Here is a 26,392-nt window from a genome sequence, read left to right as displayed (position 1 = left end):
GCACATATACGAACGGGCGCCCGGCTTAGCCAAGCGCCCGCTGCAATGCAATGCGTCCAGGACTGCTGTGAAACCTATCCGGCCGCCTCCGCCGCATCGTCCAGATCGTCATCCTCGCCCGGACCGACGAGCATTTCCTCGGCGATAAGGCCCGCATTGGCGCGGATCTGGTTCTCGATCTTTTCGGATATCTCGGGATTATCGAGCAGGAATTTGCGGGCATTCTCACGGCCCTGACCGATCCGCTCGGAGTCGTGCGAGTACCATGAACCCGACTTCTCGATGATCCCGGCTTTCACGCCCAGATCAATCACCTCGCCCATGCGCGAAATGCCTTCACCATAGAGGATGTCGAACTCCACCTCGCGGAAGGGCGGTGCCACCTTGTTCTTGACCACTTTCACGCGCGTCTGGTTACCGATCACCTCGTCGCGATCCTTGATGGCGCCGATCCGGCGGATATCGAGACGGACCGAGGAGTAGAATTTCAGGGCATTGCCGCCGGTCGTCGACGAGGCAATTGGACTTCGAGATAGACCCTGTCAGCTTGCGCAGCGCCTGACTCATCAGACGCGCCTGCAGGCCCGGCAGGCTGTCACCCATATCGCCTTCCAGCTCGGCACGCGGCGTGAGGGCAGCAACGGAGTCGATCACAAGCACATCAATGGCACCGGAGCGCACCAGCGTGTCGGTGATTTCCAGTGACTGCTCTCCGGTATCGGGCTGGGAGACCAGAAGCTCGCCCACGTCCACGCCAAGCTTGCGGGCATAGACCGGGTCCAGCGCATGTTCCGCGTCAACGAACGCACACACGCCGCCACGCTTTTGTGCCTCGGCAATGCAGTGCAGCGCCAGCGTGGTTTTGCCGGAGCTCTCCGGCCCGTAAATCTCCACGATACGCCCCTTGGGCAGGCCGCCCACACCCAACGCGATGTCCAGCCCCAGCGAGCCGGTGGATACCGCCTCGATATTCTGGTTCGGGCGGGCGCCGAGCTTCATCACGGAGCCCTTGCCGAACTGCCGGTCGATCTGCGTGAGTGCGGCTTCAAGAGCCTTTGACTTGTCCATATCGGTGTCTTTCACCAGTCGGATTGCGGAAGATGCCATCGGTTCGGTTCCCTTATTTCACGCATCGCCCGGATCGGCAATTGCGCTGCGTTGAGGGAATCTGTACCGGATTTGTTCACGGAACACAAGAGGAACATTTTGGCGGCCCAGTGCGGCCGCCGGTTATCCTGTTTAACGCCCCAGCTCGTCCTTCACCCTCTGGGCCAGCGCCTCGAGGCTGAAGGGCTTGGGCAGAAAGGATATATCGAGATCGGCCGAGAGCGTATGGGAGAAATGTTCTTCGGCATAGCCGGAGATGAAGATCACCCGGGCATTGCCGAGATGGTCCGCAGCGGCCTTGAGAAGTCCGGGGCCATCAAGCCCCGGCATCACGACATCAGATATGATCAGGTCGAATTCGCCCGGACGCTCTTCGAGAATTTCCAGCGCTTCCTCGCCATCCTCGGCCTGTTCCACCTCGTAACCACGCTTTTTCAGGGTCGCAGCGGTGATGGTGCGTACCGGCGCTTCATCCTCAACCAGCAGTATGCGCCCGCGTCCGGCGAGGTCAGCAGGCTTGCGCTGAACCGGCACTTCGGCCTTGCGGGCCTCGGTCTTGGCAATTTCCTCGGCATCTGGCGTGTGGCCGGGCAGGTAGATCGAGAATGTGGTGCCCGCCCCCGGCTTTGACCGCGCGAACAGGAAACCGCCAGATTGCTTTACGATGCCATACACGGTGGCGAGGCCAAGCCCTGTGCCCTTGCCCGGCTCCTTCGTCGTGAAGAATGGCTCGAATATCTTGGCCAGCGTATCCTCATCCATGCCCGAACCTTCGTCGGTAACGTGGATTGCGGCCCAGGGGCCCTCCTTGGCGTCGGGTGCCCCGGCGGACCGGACCGCCGCGGCATCCACCGCCTCGGTAGATATGGTCAGCGTGCCCCGGCCTTTGGAGGCCATCGCATCGCGCGCATTGGTGGCAAGGTTCATCAGCGCGTTTGCCAGCTCGTCCTTGTCGATGCGCACCAGCGGCACGTCGCGACCGTGGCGCACTTCCACGCGCATCCATTCTTCCACGCTCTGGCGCACCAGATGCACGGTGTCTGCCAGCGTTTCGGTCAGGTCCACCGTTTCGACGCGCAGGGTCTGCTTGCGGGCGAAGGCAAGCAAGTGCTTGATGCGCCCGGCAGCCTGCGCGACCACCCCATTAATGTTCTGAAGATCAGGATAGGTCGGGTCGCCGACCGGATGGCGCAGCAGGAGGTTGTCGGTATTGAGCCGGATCGCGGTCAGGAAATTGTTGAAATCGTGCGCGACGCGCGCCACCAGCTCGCCAACGGCTTTCAGCTTCTGCGCCTGTGCATACTGGCCTTCCAGCTCGCGCAGCGCGGTAATGTCCACCACATAGGCGGCCCGCTTGCCGGAGCGCGCAGGCGACAGGAAGAGGTGCACATCGCGCAGGCCGCCTGAAGATTTCAGCTTGAGAGCCACCGGCTCGCTCCGCCCGGACATGGCGGTGGCAAAGGCGGCATCGGCGCTGTCGCCATGGCTCCAGTCGAACAGGGCTTCAAACGCCACGCCCGGCAGGGCCGCCCCGCCCGACAGCTGAACCAGCGCCGGATTGGCATCCTCGATGATCGAGCTGGTGGGGTCTGCCCCGTCCAGGCGGGCCACGCCGAATGGCGCGCTGGCAAACATGTCGTCGAACGTGCGGCCTGTACGCCCGCCCGTGTGCTGGGCGATCATCTGGGCGACGCCAGGCGGCGTGCCCGCAGCCGTCAGCCCGTAAACCACGGCGCGCGCCCGCGCAGGCCGCCCTTCATCCCATTCGACCGCCAGCGTGATCGGGCTTTCAACACCCTCCCGGGCGAGAAGGCGCGCATCAAGGCGCACCACGCCCTTCTCGCTACGGGTCTTCAGGAAGCCCTTCGCCATGTCACCGGCCAGGAAATCCTTCACCTTCAATGCCTGCCCTTCCGGCACGTCAAGCCAGGCGCGCAAGGTAGCATTTGCGGCCAGCACACGGCCCTCACCATCGGCCAGGAACAGTCCCACCGGCGCATGTTCGGCCCAGTCCGGCGTGCCGGCTTCAGCTTCCAGCGTGTCGCCCGCCCGCACTTCGGCAAACCGCCACAGGGCGCCGCCCTGGGGAACGGGGTCCACACATACGCTGTACACACCGCCCCCGGACTCGCCCAGCGCCGTAAGGGTTTCACGCGCCGCCTCGCCTGATGCGGCTGCCCGTGACAGCCGGTAGAGTGCCCCGCCCGAACTGCCCGGCCAGAGACGGTCCGGCGCCGGCAGGGCAATGCCCGCCGTCAGCGGCATCACCGTCTTTGCCAGCTTGCGGTAGGCACCATTCGCCCAGACCGCTCGGCCGCGCGTATCGGTGATGAGAATGGGCTCGCCCGCCGCATCAATGGCGGCACTGACCAGCGCGTCGGCTTTGGGCCTCACTGCCGGTTCGATGCGAAGCGAGCGCGCAGCGCTCTCTCCGGCGGCCAGCGCAAACATCAGGATGAAGGCCACAAAGGCTATACCCGACAGCAGTACAAATCCGTGCCAGCCTGCTGTCGAGGCAGCAATTAGCGAAAAGCCCGCCGCGCCCAGCGCCAGCAGGCCTGATATCCAGAACACCGTACGCGCCAGCAGCGTGATCCGGCTCTGACGCTCTTTGGGAAGCGACTGCTCACGCACCGAAACAGGCTCGCGCCGGGCTTTTTCGGCCTTCGGATTTGCCTTGGCGGCCTTGTCGGTACGGGCGGGGGCGTCAGTCATCACGGCACTCCGTGCGGGGAAAAGCGATTCGGCCTCTGGTTTGACCGATTCAGGTTAACCAGTTTTCCGCGCCCTGACGAAAACTTCTGCGGTAACGGGTGCGCTGCTTCCCGGATCCAGATGCGCTTGATCTCAACCTTGGTTGAGGTTGCACACAGATGATCCGCTTTATGCGCACTTCAGCAGAAACAAGGATCGCTCCATGAGTCCACTGCACCAGCTTTTACTGGCAGACCGCCGCCTGCCACCTGCCGCCCGTTCCAGCGAAGCCCGTGTGGAACATATCAATCTCACCGTCTCTGACCCCGAACGCACCAGCGCCATGCTGCAAGCGGTCTTTGGCTGGCGCGAACGCTGGCGCGGCCTCGAACCCGACGGCCGCATCGGCCTGCATGTCGGCGGGGAACACAGCTATGTCGCGCTCTACCCGCCACGCCCGCCGGCAAAGGCGGAGGTGTGGGCGAAAAGCCGGCCCCTCAATCATATGGGTGTGGAGGTGACCGATCTCGCCGCCGCAGAAGGCCGCGTCACCGCGCAAGGCCTCAAACCTTACGCGCACGCAGATTACGAGCCCGGTCAGCGCTTCTATTTCGAGGACTGGGACGGGATCGAGTACGAGGTGGTGAGCTATTCCTAGCGCCGCTTTTTCAGCGAGAGCACATAGCCGATCACCTTGGCGACCGCCGCGAAATGTTCCGGCGGGATGACCTCGTCGAGATCGACGCTGGCGTGCAGGGCGCGCGCCAGCGGCGGATCCTCCACGATGGGGACGCCGTGCTCCTCGGCGATCTCGCGGATTTTCAACGCCACCGCTTCCACACCCTTGGCCACGCAAACTGGCGCCGCCGTTATGCCCTGCTCGTATTTCAGCGCCACGGCATAGTGGGTCGGGTTTGTGATCACGACCGCAGCGTCCGGCACGGCGGCCATCATCCGCTTTCGGGCCCGCTCCTGACGTATCTGGCGCAGGCGCGCGCGCACCATGGGATCGCCCTCGGACTCCTTGAACTCGTCCCGGATCTCGCGCCGGCTCATCTTGTTGCGATCATAGAATTGCTGGCGCTGGAAGATGTAATCGGCCAGCGCGATGATCGCGAACACGGCCAGCGCGGCCAGCATGAGCTGGATGGCGATCTCGCGGAACAGGACCAGCAATTGTCCCGGCGCCACCGCCGGCAGGCCCGCCAGCAGGGATTGACGCGGCCACAGCACGATGGTGATGGCGATGGCCACCAGTGTCATCTTGGCAAGGCCTTTCAGGAAGTTCACCCAGCCCTGCGGGCCGAGAATGCGCTTTACGCCGTCCACCGGGTTCAGCTTGCTGAGCTTGGGCTCAAGCTTCGATGTGGTGAAGATCAGCCCGTGCTGCACGAAATGGCCGGCCAGCGCCGCGGCAATGATTGCGCCAAAAGCCAGCCCCATGACCAGCAACACCTTCATCACCGCCGCCATGGTGAGTGTCAGCGCACCGGTATTGTCCAGCGACAATTCGTGGGGTTGCGACAGGAAGACCGACAGCTCGCGTGTCAGCCCTGCGCCCATGGACGGTCCGAATGCGGCAAGCACCCCCAGCCCCGCCGCCAGGATGAACCAGGCCGGAATCTCCTGCGATTTGGGGACGTCACCTTTCTCGCGTGCCTTGTCCAGCTTTCGCTGGCTTGGCGGCTCGGTCTTTTCGCTCTTGTCTTCACCTTCTGCCATGTGACCCTCACATCAGCGTTGCGGTGAAGGCTTCAAAACGCTCCAGCCAGACCATGGCCATCGTGCCGAGCGCCAGCGCAAAGATCGTGAAGCCGATCAGGATGTTGACCGGCATGGCGACGAAAAATATCTGCACTTGCGGCATCATTTTCGACAGTACGCCGAGCCCCAGATAGAAGATGAGTCCGAACAGGATTAACGGCGCCGCCAGCTGGATGCCGATATTGAAGGCACTGATGAAGATATCCACGGCCCATTGCGCCGCATCGCCCCACATCGGCACCTGACCTGCCGGCATCATCATGTAGGACCCCGCTGCCGCCTGCAGCAGCAGATGATGCAGATTGGTCGTGAAGATCAGCACGATGAAAAGCAGGTTCAGGAAGGTGGCAGGCAGGGCGCCGGTCTGCCCCTGGGCCGGGTCGAACGCCTGCGCCATGGCAAGCCCGCTCTGATAGCCGATTACCTGGCCTGCCACGGATGCGGATGCCAGCAACATGCGCGCCACGCCGCCGATCATCAGCCCGATGACAACCTCGCCCGCAACGAAGCCCGCCAGCCCGCCAAGCGTCTCCGGCTGCGCGGGCAGCATTGGCGCGACGACAGGTCCGATGGCAAAGGAAAACGCCAGCGCGAACGACAGCCTGATGCGGATGGGAATGCCAGGCTCGGCGAAACCCGGCAGCAGCATGAGGATCGCACCCATGCGGGCGAACACCAGCGCGGCAGCAAAGACAATGGCGGGAAGATCGAAGCTGATGACCATGGCAGGGTCAGCCTGCCGCGATTCTGTCCGCGATATTGGTCATGAATGCGCCCAGCACAGCCCCCATGAGCGGCATGAAGACCACCAGCGCGAGAAAGATGGCGAATATTTTCGGCACGAAGACGAGCGTCATCTCCTGCACCTGTGTCAGCGCCTGGAAGAGCGCGATGATTATGCCGACCGCCAGCCCTACAAGCATGATCGGGGCGGCCATGGCGAGCATGGTCCAGATCGCCTCACGGCCGACATCAAGTACTTCCGCGCCCGTCATCCTGTCAGGCTCCTGCTGGCGTTTCTGCCCCGCTCCAGACGCCATTGCGCCGGTTAAGAAAGGTTAAACGGATATTTACCTGGCTCAGGCGTTATCGCGCCGCCAGCGCTCCATCGAACCGGAAATAGCAAACGTTTCCCGGTACTTGGGCGAGCCCGACGGACGCGGCGGACGCTCCGATGTCAGCGCCATGATTTCGGCCAGCTTGTTATGGGCGGCACCAGCCTGCCCGGCGCCGATATAGGCGTGCAGCTCGACCAGCGCGTTGGACAACGGATCGTGGGCCCGGATCACGAAATAGGGTTCATCGTCGGCGAGATCCGGCAGGCAGTCGAACTGCGAGGGATTGGCCTTCGAGCCAAGCGGTGCATCACTCATTGTTTCAACCCTTTCCTGCCGGGACGCGCGGCCCTGCCTGCAGCCGCATCAATCCTCAACGTCTACCCGATTCCCTCGCCCGGGGCATTTGCGCACATCGCCTCTTTTCCGCCGGCGCGTTCATCGCCAAATATATTGCTGCGCAGCGGACACCCGCGCGGCCCGCGCGCACCATTTTTTGAGCGTTCTTTTGTTTGGAGTTCCCCATGACTACCGAGACCGCCGCGTCACCGGCGCGGCTTACCCTGTATGCCATCGTCGCAGCTGTGACCGGCTCGCTCTTCATCACTGTTACCGGCTTTCTCACAGTTGCAGCCGTGATCTGGGCGCTGGGCATGACCCTGCATCTGCCAATGCTGGCCATCGAGATCGGCGAAGTGCTCGCCGGCATCGGCGCAGTGGTGCTGACCGTGATCCTTATTCGCGGCGCCCTGGCTCTGGAAAGGCAGAGACTGACCGGCGAACTGGTCTGACATTCAAGGTCAACCGGGCAAGGCCGTCTTGCGCTTGCCACAATCACACATGCACATTCTTCCCGGGACTATTCAACGTCTGAAATCCGGGGAGTTCAGCTTATGTTTGTGCACAAGATAGCGGTAATTGCCGCTCTCAGCCTTCTCCTGGCTGCATGTAGTGGTGAGACCGAGTACCGGGACGGGGGCTTGCCGGCCTACGAAACGAGCGCTGACTACGCGGTGGCGGGCCGGGCAGCTTCGCCGCCCCCTCCCGCGCCACCCCCGCCCTCGGCCGTCAGTCAGGCCGGAGGCGGCAGCGCCGAGCCCGAGCAGGGCGCGCTGCTGGCCTACTCGCACAATTACGGCCTGCGCCTTCCCGCGCGTGTGCTGGCGGACGTTCACACCGCCCATCAGGACGCGTGCGCCGCAGCCGGTGGCAATGTCTGCCGGGTGATCAGCGCCACCATCAATGACCCCGAGGGCGAGCGCCCGTCGGGCTCGCTGGAAATCCGCGCCCGGCCCGACTGGATCGCAAATTTTCGCGCAGGTCTCGCCGGAGAGGTCAGCGAGGCGGGTGGCAATATCCAGAGCGAAAACACCTCGGTAGAGGATCTCACCACCCAGATCGTCGACGGAGAAGCCCGCCTGGCCGCCCAGACGGCACTGCGCGACCGGCTGCAGGGACTGCTGGAAACGGCTGACGGTCCGATGAGCGACATTCTGGCAGTCGAACGCGAGCTTGCCCGCGTGCAGGCCGATATCGATGCCCGCGCCAGCGTCATCGCAGCCCTGCGCACACGGGTGGAAACCTCACGGCTGACGCTGCACTACCAACCCATTGTCAGCCAGACATCGCCGGTGCGCTTCAATCCGATCATGCATGCCCTGGAAGACTTTACCGACACGCTGTCGGAAGGTGTCGCAGCCGTGATCCTGTTTGTCGCCATGATCCTGCCATGGCTCATCATCCTCATACCGGCGGTCTTCCTGATCCGCTGGCTTCTGATCCGCCGCAAACGCAGGAAGGCGGCGAAACAACCGTCCTAGCCGGGAGCTCCCGACGCGCCGTTTGCATGCCCGTGCAAACGGCGCGTTAACCATGCTCCTTAACGCCACCCTAAACCGGCCGGTGTATTGTGCCTGCGATTTCGCCTGCCGGGCGAGAAGCAGCGGAGCCTGTCATGGCCAAGGCCATCTTTCACAAGCACCAGCGCGTGTTCGTCCATCCCGTCGGCACTTGGGCGCTGGTCGAGAAAGTCAAGCCGCAATGGGTTCGCGATGTGGAAGAGCCGGTGAAGGTCTTCTATGATTGCGGGCTGGGCCGCGACTTCCAGGCACACGAGCTGGCCGTTGAAGACAGCGGCGGAGAGAGCACCGGCAGCAATTGGCGTATATTGCGCGCGGCCAATAAATGGCAGACGCCGGAAGAATGCGCCCATCACCCCTTCCCCGGCACCTATCCCGTCGTGGTCACCGACCAGCAGAACTGGGGCGGCTGGCGTACGCCAGGCGCCGAATATGACCGCGATCCGCACCGCATCGAGACACAGGCACGCCTGATTGCACAGGCCCCACGCCTTCTGGCGCTGGCCGAAGCCATGGCGCGCGCTGTTGCCGACAATCCCGAATGCGGTCCCGAGCTGGTGGGCCTTGCCCGCCAGATGTCCGAGACCGTCCGCACCGTGCGCGCCAGGCCCGGAGAGCCGGGAAGCGCGGCCGCTCAGGCAGCCGAATAATACCTTCGCAGCGCTGGACGTTTACGGGGCGGCAACCCTATTCTGGGAGCGATGATTCGAGCCCGGAAAGCGCGCAATGCCGACATACGGCATCAGCCCGGACGGCTGGCCATGGACGGGCCTGCCACCGGCCGCGCGCGCCTGTCCCGTCTGGTGCTGATCTTCCTGGTCGTCTTTGCCGGTGTTTTCGGTGCCGTCATCTGGGCCAAATTGCAGATGGAGTGGACATCGGCCCGCGCCGAGGCCGAGAACCGTCAGGCCCGCAGCGCGGCTTTCATAGCCGAAAGCGTGTCGGGGCGTTTGTCGGAAATTCGCGGCGCCCTGGGCTTTGCCGCCAGCAGCCTTTCGCGCCCGGTCGATGAGCCGGAACAGCTTGCCATCGTGCAAGCCATAACCGCCTCGTCCTATGTGTCAGGCGCTGCGCTATGGCTGCCTGACAGCGCGCCACTGACGGCCGGACGCCTGCCGTCCGATCTGGCCGCCGCGGCCGACGCAGCCCTTGGCGGGCCGCAATGGGTGGCAGGCATAACCGGGGAAAGCGCCCATGTCGTTCTGGCCGCGCCCGTTCCCCTACCCGACGGGCGGGTGGGCACCTTGCTGGCATTTGCCAGCCCGTCCGAACTGGTCAGCGCCGATGGCGCAGCCCGCATTGCAGTTCTGACCGATGCCGTGGGCCGCACACTCGCGCTCTACCCGGAAGCACCGGTTTCCGGGGCACCGCTGGCCGCCGAACGCTTCGGCCTGCAAAGCGCGGATGTCCGGGCACTGGGCGATTCCGGCGGGGGCGCGATGACCGGCGCGCGCCTGGGCGAGACCGAGCAGGTACTGGGAGTGGCCCGGCTGCGTGATGCGCCCTTGTATGTCTACGCGGTCGGCCCGGCGGGACTGGACGCTGTGGCATGGAACATGACCCTCATCTTCCATGCCCTGCTCTTTTTCGGACCGCTGTTCACCGCCATCGCGTTCTATGTCGTCCTGCTGATGCAGACCGGTGCGCTGAAAAAGGCCGAAGCGCGCCTTCACGATTCCGAGCGCCGTTTCCGTCTGGCGATCGAAGGCGCGCGCTGCGGCGTATGGGACTGGGATCTGGAAACCGACGCGGTCTTCATAACCGACTCCTTTGCCCGCATGCTGGGTCTGGCTGATGCCGCCAGCATGTCGGGTGCCGACTTCCTGCAATTGCTGTCCAATGAGGACCGGTCGCGCCTGCGCACCGCCATCCGTGCGGCATCACGGGCGGAGGAGGTGGATCTCGAGGTGCGCGCGCAGAATCTTGCGGTCTGGGTGCAGATGCGCGGCCGCCCTCTTGCCATAGACGGCGCAGGGCCGGGGCGGCGCCTTGTCGGCGTGGCGATTGATGTCACAGAGCGCAAGGGCGCGCAAAAGCGTGTCCTGGCCGCGGAAACCCGGCTGCGGGCCGCGCTGGAGTCGATGACCGAGAGTTTTGCCCTGTGGGACTCACGCCGCCGTCTGGTGCTCTGGAACCGCAAATTCCGGGATTTCTTCAACCTGCCGGAGGGGTCCCTGCGTCCCGGCATGGCCTATGAAGCGGTTGAAGCGGCGGCTGCGGGCTCGATAGCGGATGTGCATACCAGCGAAAATGACGGCGACTCTTATCAGATGGAACTGAACGACGGGCGCTGGCTGCATTATTCGGAGCGCCAGACCGCCGATGGCGGGCTTGTCAGCGTCGGCGCCGACATCACCCTGCTCAAGCAGCAGGAGGGTGAGCTGCGCGACAATCAGGAAAGGCTGCGCCAGTCCTATAACGAGCTGGAAGCCTCGTCCCAGCAGATCAGGGAGTTGGCCAAGAGCCACCATGAGGAGAAGCTGCGCGCCGAGGAAGCCAACCGGTCCAAGTCGGAATTCCTGGCCAATATGAGCCACGAGCTGCGCACACCGCTGAACGCCATAATCGGGTTCAGCGAGATGATGCAGAAACAGATATTCGGGCCGCTCGGTCACGACCGCTACATCGAATATGCTGGCGACATCCATAATTCGGGCGGGCTGCTCCTCTCGCTCATTAACGACATTCTGGACATGTCGAAGATCGAGGCGGGCAAGCTCACCTTGCAGACGGAGCCGCTGGATCCGGCCGCCATCATCGAACAGTGCATCCGCATTGTCGGCGCTCGCGCGCAGGAAAAGAACCTGCAGCTGCGCGCCGAGTGCGGTGATCTGCCCGAAGTTGAAGCCGACCCGCGCGCGCTCAAGCAGATAATGCTGAACCTGATGTCGAACGCCGTGAAGTTCACGCCCGATGGCGGGCGGGTGATCGTGCGCGGTTTCGAGGCCGCTGACGGCATTGTCCTGCAGGTTGCCGACACCGGTATCGGCATCGCGGAGGAAGACCTGCCGCGCCTCGGACGCCCGTTCGAGCAGATCGAGAACCAGCACTCCAAGAGCTATCAGGGTTCAGGGTTGGGCCTGGCCCTTTCCAAATCGCTGGTGGAGCTGCATGGCGGAGAGCTGCGTATCGACTCGGTGCTGGGCAAGGGCACCACGATTTCCTTCACCATTCCGCGGCATCAGGTTCAGCCGGAAGGCAATGGCCATGACGATGCCGGCGCGGTCACCGAGGCCGCGGAATAGTCTATTCGGACCGTTCGCCCCGGTAATGACGGCGGCGCTCCCCTTCGGTCCGGTCACCGCGTCTCATGCCCCGGCCGCGCGGTGAGTAGGCCGCCTCCAGAGCAGCGCCGCGGGCCTCCGGTTCCAGGTCGGACACGATTCCGAGGATCACGGCCTCGCCAGCGGCATCGAGCTGTACGCGAAGGGCGCGAATTTCCGCTGTCAGCGCCAGCATGGCCGCCTCATCCAATTCCTCCGCCCGCAACAGCGCATTCATCTCGCGCCGGCGCGCAATCATCTCGCCAAAAAGCGGCCGCAACTCGCGCAGGCCTGCGCGCAGCTCGCTGCGTGCCGCCTCGCGGCGCTCTTCCGGCAGGGCTGCCACAAATGCCCGCGGGTTGAAGCCGCTGCTGCCGTGGACGTAAGCCCCCCCTTCGCGGGCCGTGCTGGCAGGCGCAAGCGTGCGCTGGGCCAGTATACCCGCCAGCACGCCATTAACCCCCAGCGAGACCACCAGAAGGGCAATCCAGAAACGCCGCCCCTGCAACCAGCTCATCGGCGCACCTCGTCCTCGATAAAGTCGACCAGCTCTTCATAGGCGGGCTCACTGAAGCTCGAGAATGCCAGCGCGTAGGCCGCCTCGCCTTGGCCGCCGCCACTCAGACTCGCGCCGCCCCAGCCAAGCCCCAGCCCGGCGCTGAGCGCCAGTACCGCTGCCAGCCGCGCCCATTGCGGGGCAAACCGCGTCTGGGCCTGCCCGGTGGCCAGTATCTGCCCCGCAAGGCCGGCAGAGGGCGGCGCGGCACGCGCCGCTTCCAGCAGCACGTCCAGCTCACCCGCATCCGCTTTGAGCTCGCGGGCGATAGCGGGCTGGCTTGCCATAAATGCCAGCGCGCCAGGACGGTCCGCATCCGGCCAGCGCTTCGGATCCGCGCCATAGGCAGCAACAAGCTCGGAAAATCGCGTCTGGTCCATCATATCGGCTCCCCCGGGCTGTGACTGCTTCGCCCCCTGGCCAACGCGCCCATCAAGTCAGCTGCGTCTTCTGCCAGCCGCTGGCGCAAGCTGCGCCGCGCCCGGGAAAGCAGGGATTCAATCGCTTCCACACTGACCTCCATTATCTCCGCCGCCTCGATATTGCCCAGCTCCTGGAAATGACAAAGCTCGAGCGCAAGCCGCTGGCGCTCCGGCAGGCCGGCCACTGCCGCACGCACTGTTTGCTGGCTGTCTTTTCCCGCCAGCACATTGTCTGCATCTGCCTCTCCTCCGGCCCGGTCATATCCGTCAGGCAGGGTGATTTCGCGGCGTTTTCTCAGACGGTCATAGCAAAGATTGACCGCAATTCTCATGACCCAGCTATCGAAGCGAGCCGTGCCCGGCTTCCAGCGTTCGGCATTGCGCCAGACCCGCAGATAGGTCTCCTGTGCCACATCTTCAGCCTCGCTGCGGTCGCCCAGAAGGCGCCAGGCCGTGCCGGTGATCCGCGGCAGTGTGCGGGCGACAAACGCCTGCATGGCAACGCTGTCGCCTTGCGCGAGCGCGCGCGCCAGGGACAGGTCACTGTCAGGGACAGCGCCTTTTGCCGAGCCGGTAATGACCTGCAGAACCGGGCGGATGGACGCCTCCCTGACAGATTGGCCTTCTAACCGGTCTAGTCGCGGCCGCGCCGCCAGCGGCGTTCGCCGCCTTCACGCCGTTCACCGCGCTGCGCGCGCATGTCCGCCATGCGCTGCTGAATCTCCGCAATCGTCACGGAATCATTGCCTTCACCGGCCCAGCGGTCAAACATGGCATTGCCGCGCGCTTCGAAGTCGGCCCGGCTGATCTCGCGATCAGAGCCCCGGCGGCCCGCATGGCGGCCCGAATGATGGCCGTCGCCGACATCCACGCCGCGCTCGGCAGCAAATTCGACCCACAATTCGCGCAGAAGCTCGCGGTCAGCGGCATTGGCAACACCGTCATTATTCACATCCATACGATCAAACATGGCGTTGTGACGGGCCTGGAACTCGGCGCGGGTGATCGTGCCATCGCCATTGGCATCCATGCTGGCCAGACGCTCGGCAAAGGCTTCAGGGTTGCCGCGCGGACCACGGTGGCGCCAGCGATGGCCGCGGCGTTCACCGCGCTCGCCGGCCTCGGTCTCCTGCACTTCGGTTTGCGCAACAGCGCTGACGGACACAGCCGGTACGGATGTGAAGCCGAGCGCCAGCGCGGCAGCGGCAAATTTCAGGGAGGTTTTCATTGCGTCGTAACTCCGATTGTTTCGGTGAGCAGTTGTCCCTCTGCACCTTCTCAAACGAAGCAAGCCAGCCCTATCCGTCGCGTGGCGATGCCCTTTTTTCTATCACATTGATAAATATGGATCTTGTCTTGCCCGCGAGATCCTCCACGCGCGCCTTCAACGCCGGAAGGCTGGGGCAGCCAGCTGCCTGGGCCAGCCGCCGCGCGAAAGGATCGCTGGCATCTTGCGGATCAAATCCGCTGCCATGCGCCAAACGGGTCAGTTGCGTTACAGCCTCGTAGAGCGCATGCGCTTCCAGCAGGACGTGCGCATCTGGCTCCTCGAGCCAACCCTTGCCGGCAAGCAATTCCAGCGCCTTGCGTGTGGACGGTTCCGGTCCCAGCCGCCGCGCCACCAGTCCCGTCTGGGCGGCAAACTCGATATCCAGCAGGCCGCCCTCACGCAGCTTGAGGTCCCAGGATGACGCTGCCGGCTTGTCCCGTTCCAGCCGGGAACGCATGTCCGCCGCGGCGGCGCAAACCTCCGCCTCGCTCAGGGCGTGCGCGTTGACGGCATCTGAAATGGCGAGGGAAATGGCCGCATCGCCGCCGCTGGACACAACCAGGCTGGCGCGCGTCATCGCCATGCGCTCCCACACCCACGCCTCGTCACGATAGTAGGTCTCAAACCGCTTCAATGCGACCGCTACGGGTCCGGCAGAGCCGGAGGGCCGCAAGGCCAGGTCGACCGGATAAAGCGCCCCCTCCTCGGTGGGAGCCGACAGGGCCGAGACAAGGCGCTGGGTAAACCGGGTGAACCAGACCGGCGCTTCCAGAGGCTGGCTGCCATCGGAATATTCGGCTTCCGGCTCGTAAACCACGATCAGATCAAGATCGGAATCTGCCGACAATTCCCCGCCGCCCAGCTTGCCCATGCCCAGCACATGCCAGCGGCCGGGCGCCGCGCCGTGGCGCCGCTCCATCTCGCGCCCGGCGGCTTGCGCCATGGCCGTCACACTGTGGCGGGCGAGCTGGGAATAGGCCTGTGCGGCGTCGCTGGCGCCCGCCCGGCCACGCAGGAGCTGGGCGCCGATGCGCAATCGCTCTTCGCGGACAAAGCGCCGCGCCACATTCATCGCGTCCTCGAAGCTTTCACCGCGCGCCAGACGCTCGGCCAGCGCATCCTGGCTTGCCGGCCCGGTCTCTGACAGCGGCGCCGCGAAACTGGGCTCCAGCATCACGTCGAGCAACGCCGGACGCTTGCCGATCTCGTCAGCCAAGTTCGGCGCGAGGCCCAGAATGGTGACAAGCTCGTCGGCCAATGCCGGATGCGCCGCAAGCAGCGACAAGGGCTGGACCCCGGACGGCAGGCCTTCGAAAAAGGCCGCAAACCGGGCAAAGGCCGCATCGGCATCGCCTGTTGCGCCAATGGCCTCCACCAGGCGGGGGGCGAGGCGGGAAAACAGCCTGCGGGCGCGTTCAGTGCGCGCAGCCCGCGCCCGGCCCGCCGCCCAGCCCGAAAGCTGATGCCAGATGCGTACCGGATCGGAGAAGCCCAGCCGGGAAAGTGTTTCGAGCGTATCGGGTGTCGGCTCCACACCTGTCAGAACAAGACTGCCTTCATGGGTGGCAAGGCTTTCGCCTTCCTCGAACTGCTCGGTGAAGGCATTGTGGACCGCGCGCAACGTATCGGCCACCCGCGCATCAAACGCATCCAGCTCACCATAGCCGGCAAGGGCGGCAACGCGCGCACGCGCTCCGTCCTCCTCGGGTAGCGTCTGGGTCTGCTCGTCCTCCAGCATCTGGATACGGTGCTCGACATGGCGCAGGAAGGTATAGCTGTCGGTCAGCACCCGCGCCGTATCACTATCCACCAGCCCGGCCGTGCTCAATGCCTTGAGCGCCGACAGGGTGCCCGCGACACGCAAGTCAGGCTTTCGCCCGCCAAAGACCAGTTGCAATACCTGCGCGTAGAACTCGACCTCGCGTATCCCGCCAAGGCCCAGCTTCACATCGTGCCCGGCCACATTCAGCTCCGCCCGGTTGCCGACAGCCTGTATCTGCTTGGCCAGCGCCCGGATGTCCTCCACCGCGGCAAAGTCCAGCGTGCGCCGCCAGATGAAGGGCTCCAGATCGGCAATGAAGGCTTCTCCTGCCTCTATATCGCCGGCTACAGCGCGCGCCTTGGCATAGGCGGCCCTTTCCCAGTTCTGGCCGACGGCCTCGAAATAATGGCGCGCCATATCGCCGTTCACCGCGAGCGGCGTGGAGGACGGGTCGGGACGCAGGCGCAGATCGGTGCGGAAGACATAGCCCTCCGCCGTCATCTCGCTCATCAGGCGCACGAGGCGCTGGGTCAGGCGGGTGGCCAGCTTTTGCGGCTCCTTGCCTTCGGGCACAGTGAAGTGCTCTGCCTCCCAGATCACTACAAGATCGATGTCTGACGAGTAATTGAGGCTCTGCGTACCAAGCTTGCCTAATGCCAGCACGGCAAATCCGGGCAGCGTGCCGTCCTCGCCTGCCAGCCCCATGTCGCGCGCGGCAAAGCCCAGCGCCCCCTGCAGGGCAGCATCGGCGAAGGATGACAGGATGGCAGTGGTTTCGCGCAAGCTCCAGGCGCCGGCGAGATCGGCCAGCGCCGCGACCAGATGGATGTCCATCTTCGCTTCACGCAAGGCGTGCATGGCGTCCGCCTCGCTGTCACAGTCCGCTGCCGAACGCGCGCGGGCAAACGCCCTGTCACACAGCGCTTCAGGAGTATCCGAAGCCAGCGCCTGCAAGGTGTCCGCACGCCGCTCCATCAGCCTTGCCAGATAGGGCGAGGCCGACATGACCGCATCCAGAAACTCGCAAGGCCAGGGCGACAACGCCGCTGGCGGCACCCGGTCGCGACGTTGTTGCGCCGCGCCCGCATCAATAACGGGCAGGCTTACTCTTATTCGCTGGGAAAGGGGGGCGCTCATGGTACGCAAACTGGCCTGCCCCGGTGGCCAATGGCAAGCGCCTCACTCGCGCGGAGGCGGGAAGCGCAAGGCTATCCGCAAGCCCGGTCCGGACCCGTCCACACCGCCCGGCCCATCATCGAGCGTGAGCTCGGCTCCATGGACCTCCGCAATCGCATGGACCAGCGACAGGCCAAGGCCCACGCCCGGCAGGTTGCGGCTGGCTTCCAGGCGGACGAAACGCTCCAGAACGCGCGGGCGCTCCTCGGGCGGGATGCCCGGTCCGGTGTCCGTTACGGAAATTTCCACCTCACCGCGGGACGTGGACCGAAGACGCAGCATGATGGCCCCGCCAGCCGGCGTATACTTGATGGCATTGTCGAGAAGATTGGCCACCGCCTGCGCCACAAGCTCCCGGTCACCCATAATGGTCAGGCCGGGATTGGCATCCATCGCAAAATCATGGCCGGTTTCCTCGCACACCGGCTCATAGAGCTCGGCGACATCGGCAATGATCTCGGCCGGATCAAGCGTTTCAAACGCACGGCGCCGCTCACCTGTCTGCAGCCGCGACAGCGACAGCACCGCGTTGAAGGTTTTCAGCAATTCGTCTGAATCGGAAACCGCCTGTGCCAGCGCAGCCTCCCGGTCGGCGAGATCTCCCGCCTCCACAAGCGCTGCCTCCAGCCGTCCACGCATGCGTGTCAGCGGCAGGCGCAAATCATGGGCGATGGAATCACCGGCTGAACGCATGCGCTGCATGAGCCGCTCCACCCGGTCGAGCATGTCATTGAAGTTTGCAGCCAGATCATCCAGCTCGTCGCCGGAAAAGTTCCGCGGCGCACGTGTCTGCAGGCGCCCTGCCATGACTTCGCGCGCCGCTGCGTTGATATCGTCGAGGCGGCGCGAGAACCGGCGGCTGACCACGGCTCCGGACACAATACCCATCGCCACGGCCAGTCCCGACGCAATCAGCACGGCGTTCAGAATATAGGTCACGAAGCGCGCTTCATCTTCGACATCGAGGCCGACAAAAAGCGTATACCCGCCTTCCAGCGTGCTGATCAGTCCACGCGCCGCCCGGCCGGGCTCTGCTGATGACTGTCCGCCAAGCGGTGCGCGCTCATAGGTAAAGCGCACGCGCCCCTGCGCGTCTGGCTGTGTGGCGGGAAGGTTGGAGATATTGCCCGAAAGGCGCCGGCCGGAAGGCTGGTTCAGAAGGTAGAGGAACTCGCCGCCAGCCACCGAACTCTGCACAATATAGCGGTTGGCAGCGGCTACGCCCTCGGCGCGGAAACGCGCCTCAATGGCCACGCTTTCCTGCGCAATGGCATTATCCGCCCGGCGCACGCCGGCCGTCACGGTCGCCGCATAGACCAGCGCCAGGATGACGAAGCTGGAAAACGCGAACAGCGCTGCCGACAGAAGCGTCAGCCGGAACGCGGTGGTCCGCATGAAGGGCGGCAGGACATACCCGCCGCCCGCAACCGGGTTGGAATGAGGCGCGTCGCTCACGCCTGCAACCGGTAACCGGCCCCGCGCACCGTGTGCAGCATGGTGGAGCCGAACGGCTTGTCGATCTTCGAGCGAAGCCGGGAAATGTGGACGTCGATCACATTGGTCTGGGGGTCAAAATGGTAGTCCCAGACTTTTTCCAGCAGCATGGTGCGCGTCACCACCTGTCCGGCATGACGCATGAGGAATTCCAGCAGGCGGAACTCGCGCGGCTGCAACAATACGTCCTCCCCGCCACGCTTTACCGTGCGCGCCAGCAAATCCATCTCCAGATCACCGACGGAGAGCTGGGTCTGGACCGAGCCCGGATCGCGCCGGCGCGCCAGGACCTCGACCCGTGCCAGCAGCTCGGCAAACGCATACGGCTTGACCAGATAATCGTCGGCGCCGGACTTCAGCCCGTCCACCCGGTCGTCCACTTCGCCCAGCGCGGAAAGGATCAGGATCGGGGTTGCCATACCTTCGGCGCGAAGGGTCTCGATGACCGAAAGCCCGTCCCGGCGCGGCATCATCCGGTCGACGACCAGCACATCGTACTGGCCGCCCCGCGCCATCTCCAGGCCATCCTCACCGTCATGGGCTGCGTCGCAGACATGCCCGGCTTCGCGCAAGCCCCGGCACATGAACGCCGCCACCTGCTTGTCGTCTTCCATGATGAGAACGCGCATGCCCGGAACTCCCGATCCAGATAGTGATTACGCAGCCTTATTCGGCATCGAGCCGGAGCGCGACATAACGCACACCGCCCTGCTGCCGGGCCACCAGAACAAGCACAGCATTGCGGTTGCTCTCGCGCGCAGCCGTCACGGCCGCCCGCAAATCATCCACGCTGCTGACATCGCGCCCGCCCGCTTCCAGAATGACATCGCCAGCGCGAATATCGCGCCGCGCCGCTTCGGAATCTGCGCGCACGGCACTGACCACGAGGCCGCGATTCCCGCTGGCACCCACCCGCTCGCGCGCCGCGTCATCGGCCGGAGCGAGGGTCATGCCGAACACTTCGTTGCGCGACGGCTGGACTTCAGGCGTCGATGACGCCGTGCCGGCATCCGGGCGCTCCGAGAGGCGAACACGGATCGTGCGTTCACGGCCGTCGCGGATCACGCGCAATTCGACCCGCTCACCGGGCGGCACCGAACCTATGCGCTGGAACAGCTCACGCTGCTCGTTCACCGTCTGGCCATCAATGCGGATGATGACATCACCGTTCTGCAGGCCGGCTTCGGCCGCCGGTGTTCCGGCGATTACTTCGGCCACCAGCACGCCGCGCCGGTCGCGCGGCAGGCCCAGGCTTTCAGCCAGATCTGGTGTGAGCGATTGCGGGGCAATGCCCAGATAGCCGCGGCGCACTTCGCCGCCTTCGATCAGCTGGTCAACCACCGACGCCGCGAGGTCGGACGGAATGGCAAAGCCGATACCGACATTGCCGCCCGTGGGCGAGAAGATCGCCGAGTTCACGCCCACCACATTGCCGTTGAGGTCAAAGGCCGGACCGCCCGAATTGCCCCGGTTGATGGGCGCATCGATCTGCAGGAAGTTTGTGTACAGCTGGGTGTTGCCCAGCGGGCGGCCAATCGCCGAGACGATGCCGGCCGTTGCCGTGCCGCCAAGGCCGAACGGGTTGCCCACAGCGACAACCCAGTCGCCAACCCGGATGGAGGGCGTGCGGTCAAGGCTGACATGGGCGAACTCGCGGCCCTCGCCGTCAACACGCAAGAGCGCGATATCCGTCGCGGCATCGCGGCCCACCACTTCGGCGGAGAATTCAGCACCATCAGCCAGCGTGACAGTGATCTCGCTGGAACCGGCGATGACATGCTCATTGGTCACCAGCAAACCATCAGATGAAATGAAGAAGCCAGACCCTTGCGACCGGCGCTCGCGCGGCTGGGCTGGCGCGCCCTGCCCGCCAAAACGCTCGAAAAACTCGCGGAACTGGGGCGGTATGTCTGACAGGTCCGGCACGCCGCGCGGATCGACACTGCCCGCAGCCTCGATCGACACGACCGCCGGGCTGACCCGCTCGATCAGGTCGGCAAAGGACATCGGCGTGCCCGGCGGCATGGAAGCGGCGCTTCTGGCGGTCTGGGCCGATGCGCCGGGTGTGAACTCGGCTGGCATCAGGCAGACACTGCCCGCAAGCAGGGCGGGGATCAGAAGCGAACGGAAGGCGCGCGGTGACAACATGAGAAATCCTCTGGCGTTTGGGTGTGTTCAGGCTCCGCCTGCAAGAGCAGAGCCAAATCGTCCCTGACCGCGTTCATGAACGGGTCAGGCTCTACGCTCTATTACCAAATGGTGACGAAGCTGTAATGATAAAGGGGGTCAGGTACCATCAGCCGCATAGGCCGTGTCGATATGGGAACTGCGTTCCAGCGTCCGGTGCACCGGGCATTTGTTCGCGATCTCGACAAGCTTCTCCGACTGCTCTGCGCTCAGGCCTCCCTCAACCGAAATGATCCGGGTGAAGACATCGCGGGCGGGACGGTCATCGTCCGCGTCTGACTTGGCGTGCGTAACCTCGGTCGATATGCGCCCCAGCGCCCAGTTCTTGCGGCCCGCATACATGCGCAAGGTAATGGTGGTGCACGCTGCCAGCGCGGTCGAGAGAAGCTGATAGGGTGCCGGACCCGCATCAAACCCGCCAAGCTCTTCCGGCTCATCAACGAGGAAACGCGCTTCGCCCGTCGATGCCCAGCCTAAGTATGCGCCTTTCCCGGTCTCCTGCACGAGGGCTGAATCATGGCCCGGCGGCGAGGCTGGCGGAGCTGGTAACGGATCGTTCAGCGCATAGCGTTCCGCCCAGGCCGCGATGACCTTGGCCGCGTGGGCGGCGTGGGCCGCGCCGCTCAGCAGATGATCGCCATCATCCAGGCTGAGGAAGCTCTTCGGATGCCGGGCAGCCACAAACAGCCGCGTGGCATTGTCGATGCCGACAATCTCGTCGCGCGGCGCATGCGTGACCAGCAGCGCAGCTTTCAGCCCCTTGGCCGCTTCGAGCACGTTCTGCCCGGCAATGTCGTCAAGGAATTGCTTGCGTATAGTGAAGGGGCGGCCAGCGAGCTGTACGCGCGCCTCGCCCGTCTGGCGGATGGTGTCCACATCATCGGCAAATTGCTTCTCGACATGGGCCGCATCCGCTGGCGCGCCGATGGTCACGACCGCCTTGATTTCGGGAATTTTTGCCGCCGCGACCAGCACCGCCGCACCGCCAAGCGAATGGCCGATCAGGATGGAAGGTGGCTCGAACCTCTCCCGCAAATGGTCCGCAGCGCGCACGAGATCCTCGATGTTGGATGAGAAATTCGTGTTGGCAAACTCGCCGTCGGACTGGCCGAGCCCGGTAAAATCAAAGCGCAGGACCGCAATGCCGTGCGACGCCAGCTCCCGTGCGATACGCGAAGCGGCGAGCGTTTCCTTCGAACAGGAAAAGCAGTGCGCGAACAGGGCGTAGCCGCGTGGCGGCGCCTTCGGCCGGTCCAGCCTCGCCGCCAGTGTCTCGCCCTGGCTGCCTTCAAATTCCAGCTTTTCACTACGCATCGCCCAAATCCTTGCCTGCTCGCTGTAAACGAGTGTCCGGCAAGCGGAGGGCGCTTACAAGCCGTCCTTGCCGGGCTTGCGGCGCATGCTGGCGAATAGCAGCGCACCGCCCAGCAGAAGAAAGATCACCGGCGCCAGCCAGAGCGGCATGGTGCGCGCCTCGACCGGCGGGCGCATCAGCACTTCATGGCCGAAGCGCGCGACCAGTGCGGAGCGTACGGCCTCGTCCTCGCGCCCGGCGGCGATTTCCTCGCGGATGAAGCGGCGCATGTCACCGGCCATGGGCGCGCTGGAATCCAGCACCGACTCGCCCGCGCACACCATGCAGCGCACCTCGCGCATCAGGCCTTGCGCACGCGCCTCGTCGGCCGGAGGCAGTTCAGGCCCGGCTTGCAGCGCGAGCGCTATCAGCAGTGCGGCGATCATGGCTGCACCTCGCGCCGGCGGCGCGTGAGAACTTGCGCGGTGAGCGCGGAAAATCCGCCGAGGACAATCAGGCTCGCGCCCAGGCCCAGCATCCAGACCAGCGGGTGGAAGGCCGCCCGGATTTCATAAGCGGCGCTGCCATCCTCGCGCGGGCGCGCCTCTCCGATGGAGACATAGAGATCGCCGGTGATGGACGAGCCAAGCCCGACCTCGCGCGTGTGCTGGTCAGCCGCCCAGTAGAAACGCCGCTCCGGGCTGATTGTGCGCCCGTCCGACACCGCGAGCGTGGCGCGATCCGCCAGATAGTTCGGGCCGTCGGCGCGGCGCACCTCGGTGAGGGTGAGCGTGCTGCCAGCGATCCGGATGCTTTCGCCGCGCGCCAGCGCACTGTTCACATCCGGCGGACGCGAAGCATCAGCCGCAGCGCCAAGCGCAATGAAGCCCACCCCGGCATGGGCCATGGCCCGCCCGGCAGCGGCAAATTTGAGCGCCCGCGTCTGCGCCAGTGGATAGGATGTGATGATATCCATCGTGGCACCGGCCATCGCCCAGACGCCCAGTGCCCCGCCTACCACCGCCAGAACCGGCGCGCCAAACCAGATCAGGGCACCCCCCGCCAGCGCAACCGGCACCAGCAGGAGCGCTGCGCGCATCTGTTCAAGGGCGGGCTTTGCCCCTCCGTTCGACCAGGGCAGGAAGGGCGCAACCGGCATCAGTAGCAGCGTCAGGACCAGCAAGGGTGTGGCAGCGGCGTCGAAATAGGGCGGGCCGACCGAGACCGGCGCACCGCCGAGCATCTCCACAAACAGCGGATAGAGCGTGCCAACAAGAACCACACCGGCAGCGGCCGCAAGGAGCAGATTGTTTGCCCCGATGAAGGCTTCGCGGCTGGTCGGTTCAAACCCGTCCCCCTCGCCCAGCGATCCTGCCCGGACTGCGAACAGGCCAAATCCGGCAACGGCCGACACACCCAGCATGCCGAGAATCCACACCCCGCGCTCCGGGTCCAGCGCGAAGGCATGCACTGAGGTGATGACGCCGGAGCGCACCAGGAAGGCACCGAGAATGGAGAGCACGTAAGCCAGAAGTGCGAGGAATACCGTCCAGCCGGGAAATGCCCCGCGCTTTTCGGTAGCGATGGCCGAATGCACCAGTGCCGCACCGAGCAGCCAGGGCATGAAGCTGGCATTTTCCACCGGATCCCAGAACCACCAGCCGCCCCACCCAAGCTCGTAATACGCCCACCACGCCCCCAGCGAGATCCCCGCCGTCAGGCTCGCCCACGCGCCTAGAGCCCATGGGCGCAGCGCGCGGGCAATATCGCGTCCCGATGTCTTCTGGATCAGACCTGCCGCTGCGATGGCGAAAGCCGCCGACAGGCCCACATAGCCCAGATAGAGGAGTGGCGGGTGAATGGCGAGCGCCGGGTCCTGCAGGATCGGATTGAGATCACGTCCCTGCAGCGGTGCCGGGTCCAGCCGGTCAAACGGGTTGGAGGCAAACGCCAGAAACGCGAAGAAGAGCGTCTGCAGAAGGCCCTGAAGGCTGACAGCGCGCGCCCGGAAAGCCGGCTCGGCCGGACCCACCCGCGTCAGGCCATAACCGAAGAGCGCCAGGATGAGGCACCAGAGCAGCATCGAGCCTTCATGTCCGCCCCAGGCCGCCGTGACCTTGTAGAAAAGCGGCTTGTCGACATGGGAATGCCCGGCCACATAAGCGATTGAAAAATCAGACTGGATGAAGGCCGCGATCAGCAGCGCAAACCCCAGCGCAGAGGTGAGCAACGCCGCAAGGCTCGCCGTTCTGCCTGCCAATGCGTAGGGCGAACGCCCGCCCTGGCTGGCGCCTACCCAGCTCAGTGCCATCTGCGCCAGCGAGGCGATCAGGGCCAGCGCAATGAGAAATCGGCCAAGCTCGGCAATCATGTACGGCCTTGCGCGCTACGCGCCTGTCCCAGCGCCCACGCATCCCGCCCGGTGCTGCCCGGCAGCGCGCCTTGCGCCTCGGCGCTGGCGAGGGCGGATGCCACTTCCGGCGGCATATAGGCTTCGTCGTGCTTGGCCAGCACGCGGCTGGCGACGAACAGACCGGTTTCCTCAAAAGCGCCTTCAGCGACAATGCCCTGCCCCTCACGGAACAGGTCGGGCAGGGAACCGGCGTATGTGATACGGATATCGGCAACGGTGTCGGTTACCGAAAAGCTGGCGCCGCCCGATGCAGGACGCTCGACTGACCCTTCGATCACCAGCCCGCCAACCCGGATGCGCTGGCCCGGCAAGGGCGGGCTTTCAGCAACCATGGCAGGCGAGTGAAAGAACGTCATGGCATCGCGCAAGGCAAAGCCGGCCAGCACACCGGCAGCAACCAGCACGCCGGCTGATGCCAGCACCACCCATAGACGTTTGCGCGCCTTAATCACTCTTCTTCACCCTCTGTTTCAGGCTCCAGACCGCCGGCACGTTCAAGCGCATCAAGAATAGCGCCGATACCGGCGTCATCGCCAGCGCGGGCCCGGGCCTCGGCTATCGCTGCGCGGGCGCCTTCGCGGTCTTCCAGGACGGCGCGCACACGCGCCAGGACCATCCAGCGGGTTAAATCACCCGGATCTGCTTCAAGTCCAGCCTCCAGCCCTGCGACCATTCGTGACACCATCGCTTCCGGGCTTTCATCCGGATCAAGGACATCAGGATCGATCGCCTGCGGCCCCCCTGCCGGACGCGAAAGCAGATCGGCTGCGCGCACCGCTATTGCCTGACGGAAAGGATCGTCGGCGGGCAGGCGACCGGCAATGCCCGCCCAATACTGCAGCGCCGCTTCGCGGTCGCCGGCATCATAGGCGGCTGCACCCATGAAGAAGGCGGGTTCGGGCAGGCTGTCATCCAGCTCCATCGCGGCCGCGAATGCGCGCCCGGCTTCAGGCGTGACAGTACCCTCGTTGAGATTGACCAGAGCCTGACCGAGGTCGGAAAGCACCCGCGCGTCTTCCTGCACCCGGACGGAGCGCTCCAGCATGGCGATCGCTTCGAGATACCGCCCGTCAAACGCCAGGAAGCGGCCCAGCATGGCCAGCGCTTCGGGATTGCCAGGCTCGCGGCGGACGATAGCGCGCAGACGCTCCTCCTGCTCCTCGCCGGTAAGGTCTTCCGGCGCGATGGCCGCCAGGCGGGCTTCGGTATCCGCATAAGGTTGCCCGGGAAGGCCCGGCTGGCCACCGGCCAGATAAACACCGAGGGCGCCAACCGCCAGTACGGCCATGACGCCGAATGCCACCAGGCGGTGCACCGGTGAACCGGCACCCTTTGCCAGCGGCGAGGCGATCCACATCGCCACGCCAACGCCCAACGCCGCGATAATCAGCGTCAAGGCAATCATGGCGCACCCTTCACAAAGACCAGAACCAGATTATTGGCGGGCATGTCCAGCCGCTGGGTAAGAGCAAAACCACAACTGGCGGCCAGTGCTTCCACCTCATCCCTCGCTCGCACACCCCAGCGCGGGTCACGCGATTTCAGGCTGGCATCAAAGGCGAGGTTGGAGGGCGCCGTGGCGTCGCCTTCCAGGAACGGCCCATAGAGGACCAGTTGCCCGCTCTCTTCCAGCAGCGCTGCCGAGCCTGCAACGAGCCCTTCGGCCGCTTCCCACGGCGCAATATGGATCATGTTGGCGCAGAACACCGCAGACAGCGGCAGAGGAACAGCCTGCCACCAGCCTGATTGCTGCGTGTCCAGATCAAGCGCCGGCGCAATGCGGCCACCGGCCTCGCGCGCCCAGTCATCAATGCTGGCCCGCGATGCCGGGTCAGGGTCGCTGGGCTGCCAATGGAGGTCTGTGCGTTCAGTCACACACGCCAGCGCATGCTCGCCTGTGCCGCTCGCGATTTCGAGCACTCGCGAGCCTTGCGGCAAAACGCTGGCGAGCGCGGCGGCGATCACATCACGATTCCGGCCCGCGCTCGGCGAACTCATACGCGCGCCCGTCTGGCCGCGATCCTCAAGGGCGATGGGTGATGAACCGGTCATGCTGCCTACATAGGCTGCTCACCG

General features: G+C 64.9%; 24 protein-coding genes and 1 pseudogene. 5 read left to right on the top strand and 20 right to left on the bottom strand.

The window, feature by feature from the left end:
* Window positions 1-74: 74 nt before the first annotated feature.
* Together recA and IEV75_RS07625 are read right to left on the bottom strand one after the other, a co-directional pair.
* Window positions 75-1,107, bottom strand: a pseudogene (recA, locus tag IEV75_RS07630) (recombinase RecA).
* A 132-nt stretch (window positions 1,108-1,239) separates the two neighbouring features.
* Entirely contained in the window at window positions 1,240-3,822 is a 2,583-nt protein-coding gene (locus IEV75_RS07625) for an ATP-binding protein (protein ID WP_188451968.1), read from the bottom strand.
* 202 nt (window positions 3,823-4,024) lie between these two features.
* Between IEV75_RS07625 and IEV75_RS07620 the strand changes: the two genes are divergently transcribed.
* A complete protein-coding gene (locus IEV75_RS07620; RefSeq protein ID WP_188451967.1) occupies window positions 4,025-4,459 on the top strand; it encodes a VOC family protein in 435 nt (144 codons plus the stop codon).
* Here the strand turns inward: IEV75_RS07620 and flhB are convergent.
* The 4 genes from flhB to IEV75_RS07600 all read right to left on the bottom strand — a co-directional run bounded on the left by flhB (window position 4,456) and on the right by IEV75_RS07600 (window position 6,938).
* Window positions 4,456-5,523 (bottom strand): flagellar biosynthesis protein FlhB, encoded by a 1,068-nt coding sequence (flhB, locus tag IEV75_RS07615; RefSeq protein ID WP_188451966.1) that lies wholly within the window; start codon window positions 5,521-5,523, stop codon window positions 4,456-4,458. The two genes, IEV75_RS07620 and flhB, sit on opposite strands and share 4 nt — an antisense overlap.
* Window positions 5,524-5,530: 7 nt before the next feature.
* A complete protein-coding gene (fliR, locus tag IEV75_RS07610; protein WP_188451965.1) occupies window positions 5,531-6,289 on the bottom strand; it encodes a flagellar biosynthetic protein FliR in 759 nt (252 codons plus the stop codon).
* A gap of 7 nt (window positions 6,290-6,296) precedes the next feature.
* A complete protein-coding gene (gene fliQ, locus IEV75_RS07605) occupies window positions 6,297-6,560 on the bottom strand; it encodes a flagellar biosynthesis protein FliQ (RefSeq protein ID WP_188451964.1) in 264 nt (87 codons plus the stop codon).
* 84 nt (window positions 6,561-6,644) lie between these two features.
* Window positions 6,645-6,938 (bottom strand): aspartate decarboxylase, encoded by a 294-nt coding sequence (locus IEV75_RS07600; RefSeq protein ID WP_188451963.1) that lies wholly within the window; start codon window positions 6,936-6,938, stop codon window positions 6,645-6,647.
* 206 nt (window positions 6,939-7,144) lie between these two features.
* On the opposite strand from IEV75_RS07600, the gene IEV75_RS07595 reads away from it, so the two are divergent.
* From IEV75_RS07595 to IEV75_RS07580, 4 genes are all read left to right on the top strand, one after another.
* Entirely contained in the window at window positions 7,145-7,411 is a 267-nt protein-coding gene (locus IEV75_RS07595) for a hypothetical protein (protein WP_188451962.1), read from the top strand.
* A 102-nt stretch (window positions 7,412-7,513) separates the two neighbouring features.
* Complete coding sequence (locus tag IEV75_RS07590; protein ID WP_188451961.1) at window positions 7,514-8,440, top strand: DUF4349 domain-containing protein; 927 nt, start codon at window positions 7,514-7,516, stop codon at window positions 8,438-8,440.
* 134 nt (window positions 8,441-8,574) lie between these two features.
* Entirely contained in the window at window positions 8,575-9,129 is a 555-nt protein-coding gene (locus IEV75_RS07585) for a hypothetical protein (protein WP_188451960.1), read from the top strand.
* Between the two features lie 111 nt (window positions 9,130-9,240).
* Window positions 9,241-11,724, top strand: coding sequence for a sensor histidine kinase (locus IEV75_RS07580; protein ID WP_188451959.1), 2,484 nt, complete (start codon window positions 9,241-9,243; stop codon window positions 11,722-11,724).
* A gap of 1 nt (window position 11,725) precedes the next feature.
* On the opposite strand, the gene IEV75_RS07575 is transcribed toward IEV75_RS07580, so the two are convergent.
* The 14 genes from IEV75_RS07575 to IEV75_RS07510 all read right to left on the bottom strand — a co-directional run bounded on the left by IEV75_RS07575 (window position 11,726) and on the right by IEV75_RS07510 (window position 26,368).
* Entirely contained in the window at window positions 11,726-12,259 is a 534-nt protein-coding gene (locus IEV75_RS07575; protein WP_188451958.1) for a periplasmic heavy metal sensor, read from the bottom strand.
* A complete protein-coding gene (locus IEV75_RS07570; RefSeq protein WP_188451957.1) occupies window positions 12,256-12,681 on the bottom strand; it encodes a hypothetical protein in 426 nt (141 codons plus the stop codon). Before IEV75_RS07570 ends, IEV75_RS07575 begins: the two co-directional genes overlap by 4 nt.
* Window positions 12,678-13,298, bottom strand: coding sequence for an RNA polymerase sigma factor (locus IEV75_RS07565; protein ID WP_267905772.1), 621 nt, complete (start codon window positions 13,296-13,298; stop codon window positions 12,678-12,680). Before IEV75_RS07565 ends, IEV75_RS07570 begins: the two co-directional genes overlap by 4 nt.
* Before the next feature lie 56 nt (window positions 13,299-13,354).
* The gene (locus tag IEV75_RS07560) at window positions 13,355-13,948 is read right to left on the bottom strand and encodes an EF-hand domain-containing protein (protein ID WP_188451956.1); all 594 of its coding nucleotides are present in this window, start codon (window positions 13,946-13,948) and stop codon (window positions 13,355-13,357) included.
* A 70-nt stretch (window positions 13,949-14,018) separates the two neighbouring features.
* Entirely contained in the window at window positions 14,019-16,889 is a 2,871-nt protein-coding gene (locus tag IEV75_RS07555; RefSeq protein WP_188451955.1) for a bifunctional [glutamine synthetase] adenylyltransferase/[glutamine synthetase]-adenylyl-L-tyrosine phosphorylase, read from the bottom strand.
* A gap of 42 nt (window positions 16,890-16,931) precedes the next feature.
* Window positions 16,932-18,383: an ATP-binding protein gene (locus tag IEV75_RS07550; RefSeq protein WP_233351791.1), complete on the bottom strand. Its 1,452-nt coding sequence runs from the start codon at window positions 18,381-18,383 to the stop codon at window positions 16,932-16,934.
* Window positions 18,380-19,051, bottom strand: a complete 672-nt coding sequence (locus tag IEV75_RS07545; RefSeq protein WP_188451954.1) for a response regulator transcription factor — start codon at window positions 19,049-19,051, stop codon at window positions 18,380-18,382. Before IEV75_RS07545 ends, IEV75_RS07550 begins: the two co-directional genes overlap by 4 nt.
* A 37-nt stretch (window positions 19,052-19,088) precedes the next feature.
* Window positions 19,089-20,570: a Do family serine endopeptidase gene (locus tag IEV75_RS07540; protein ID WP_188451953.1), complete on the bottom strand. Its 1,482-nt coding sequence runs from the start codon at window positions 20,568-20,570 to the stop codon at window positions 19,089-19,091.
* 138 nt (window positions 20,571-20,708) lie between these two features.
* Window positions 20,709-21,923: a bifunctional alpha/beta hydrolase/OsmC family protein gene (locus IEV75_RS07535; protein ID WP_188451952.1), complete on the bottom strand. Its 1,215-nt coding sequence runs from the start codon at window positions 21,921-21,923 to the stop codon at window positions 20,709-20,711.
* 54 nt (window positions 21,924-21,977) lie between these two features.
* Window positions 21,978-22,349, bottom strand: coding sequence for a cytochrome c-type biogenesis protein (locus IEV75_RS07530; RefSeq protein ID WP_217979009.1), 372 nt, complete (start codon window positions 22,347-22,349; stop codon window positions 21,978-21,980).
* Window positions 22,346-24,274, bottom strand: a complete 1,929-nt coding sequence (locus IEV75_RS07525; RefSeq protein WP_188451951.1) for a heme lyase CcmF/NrfE family subunit — start codon at window positions 24,272-24,274, stop codon at window positions 22,346-22,348. The genes IEV75_RS07530 and IEV75_RS07525 overlap by 4 nt, the downstream gene beginning before the upstream one ends.
* Entirely contained in the window at window positions 24,271-24,768 is a 498-nt protein-coding gene (ccmE, locus tag IEV75_RS07520; protein ID WP_188451950.1) for a cytochrome c maturation protein CcmE, read from the bottom strand. Before ccmE ends, IEV75_RS07525 begins: the two co-directional genes overlap by 4 nt.
* Window positions 24,765-25,721, bottom strand: a complete 957-nt coding sequence (locus tag IEV75_RS07515) for a tetratricopeptide repeat protein (protein WP_188451949.1) — start codon at window positions 25,719-25,721, stop codon at window positions 24,765-24,767. The genes ccmE and IEV75_RS07515 overlap by 4 nt, the downstream gene beginning before the upstream one ends.
* Entirely contained in the window at window positions 25,718-26,368 is a 651-nt protein-coding gene (locus IEV75_RS07510; protein WP_188451948.1) for a DUF938 domain-containing protein, read from the bottom strand. The genes IEV75_RS07515 and IEV75_RS07510 overlap by 4 nt, the downstream gene beginning before the upstream one ends.
* Window positions 26,369-26,392 lie beyond the last annotated feature (24 nt).

The sequence above is a fragment of the Glycocaulis albus genome (genome assembly GCF_014639075.1).
In the GTDB taxonomy this organism is placed as follows: Bacteria; Pseudomonadota; Alphaproteobacteria; order Caulobacterales; family Maricaulaceae; genus Glycocaulis; species Glycocaulis albus.
The sequence above is the reverse complement of the archived record's forward strand: the minus strand, read 5'-3'. Positions and strand labels throughout refer to the sequence as shown.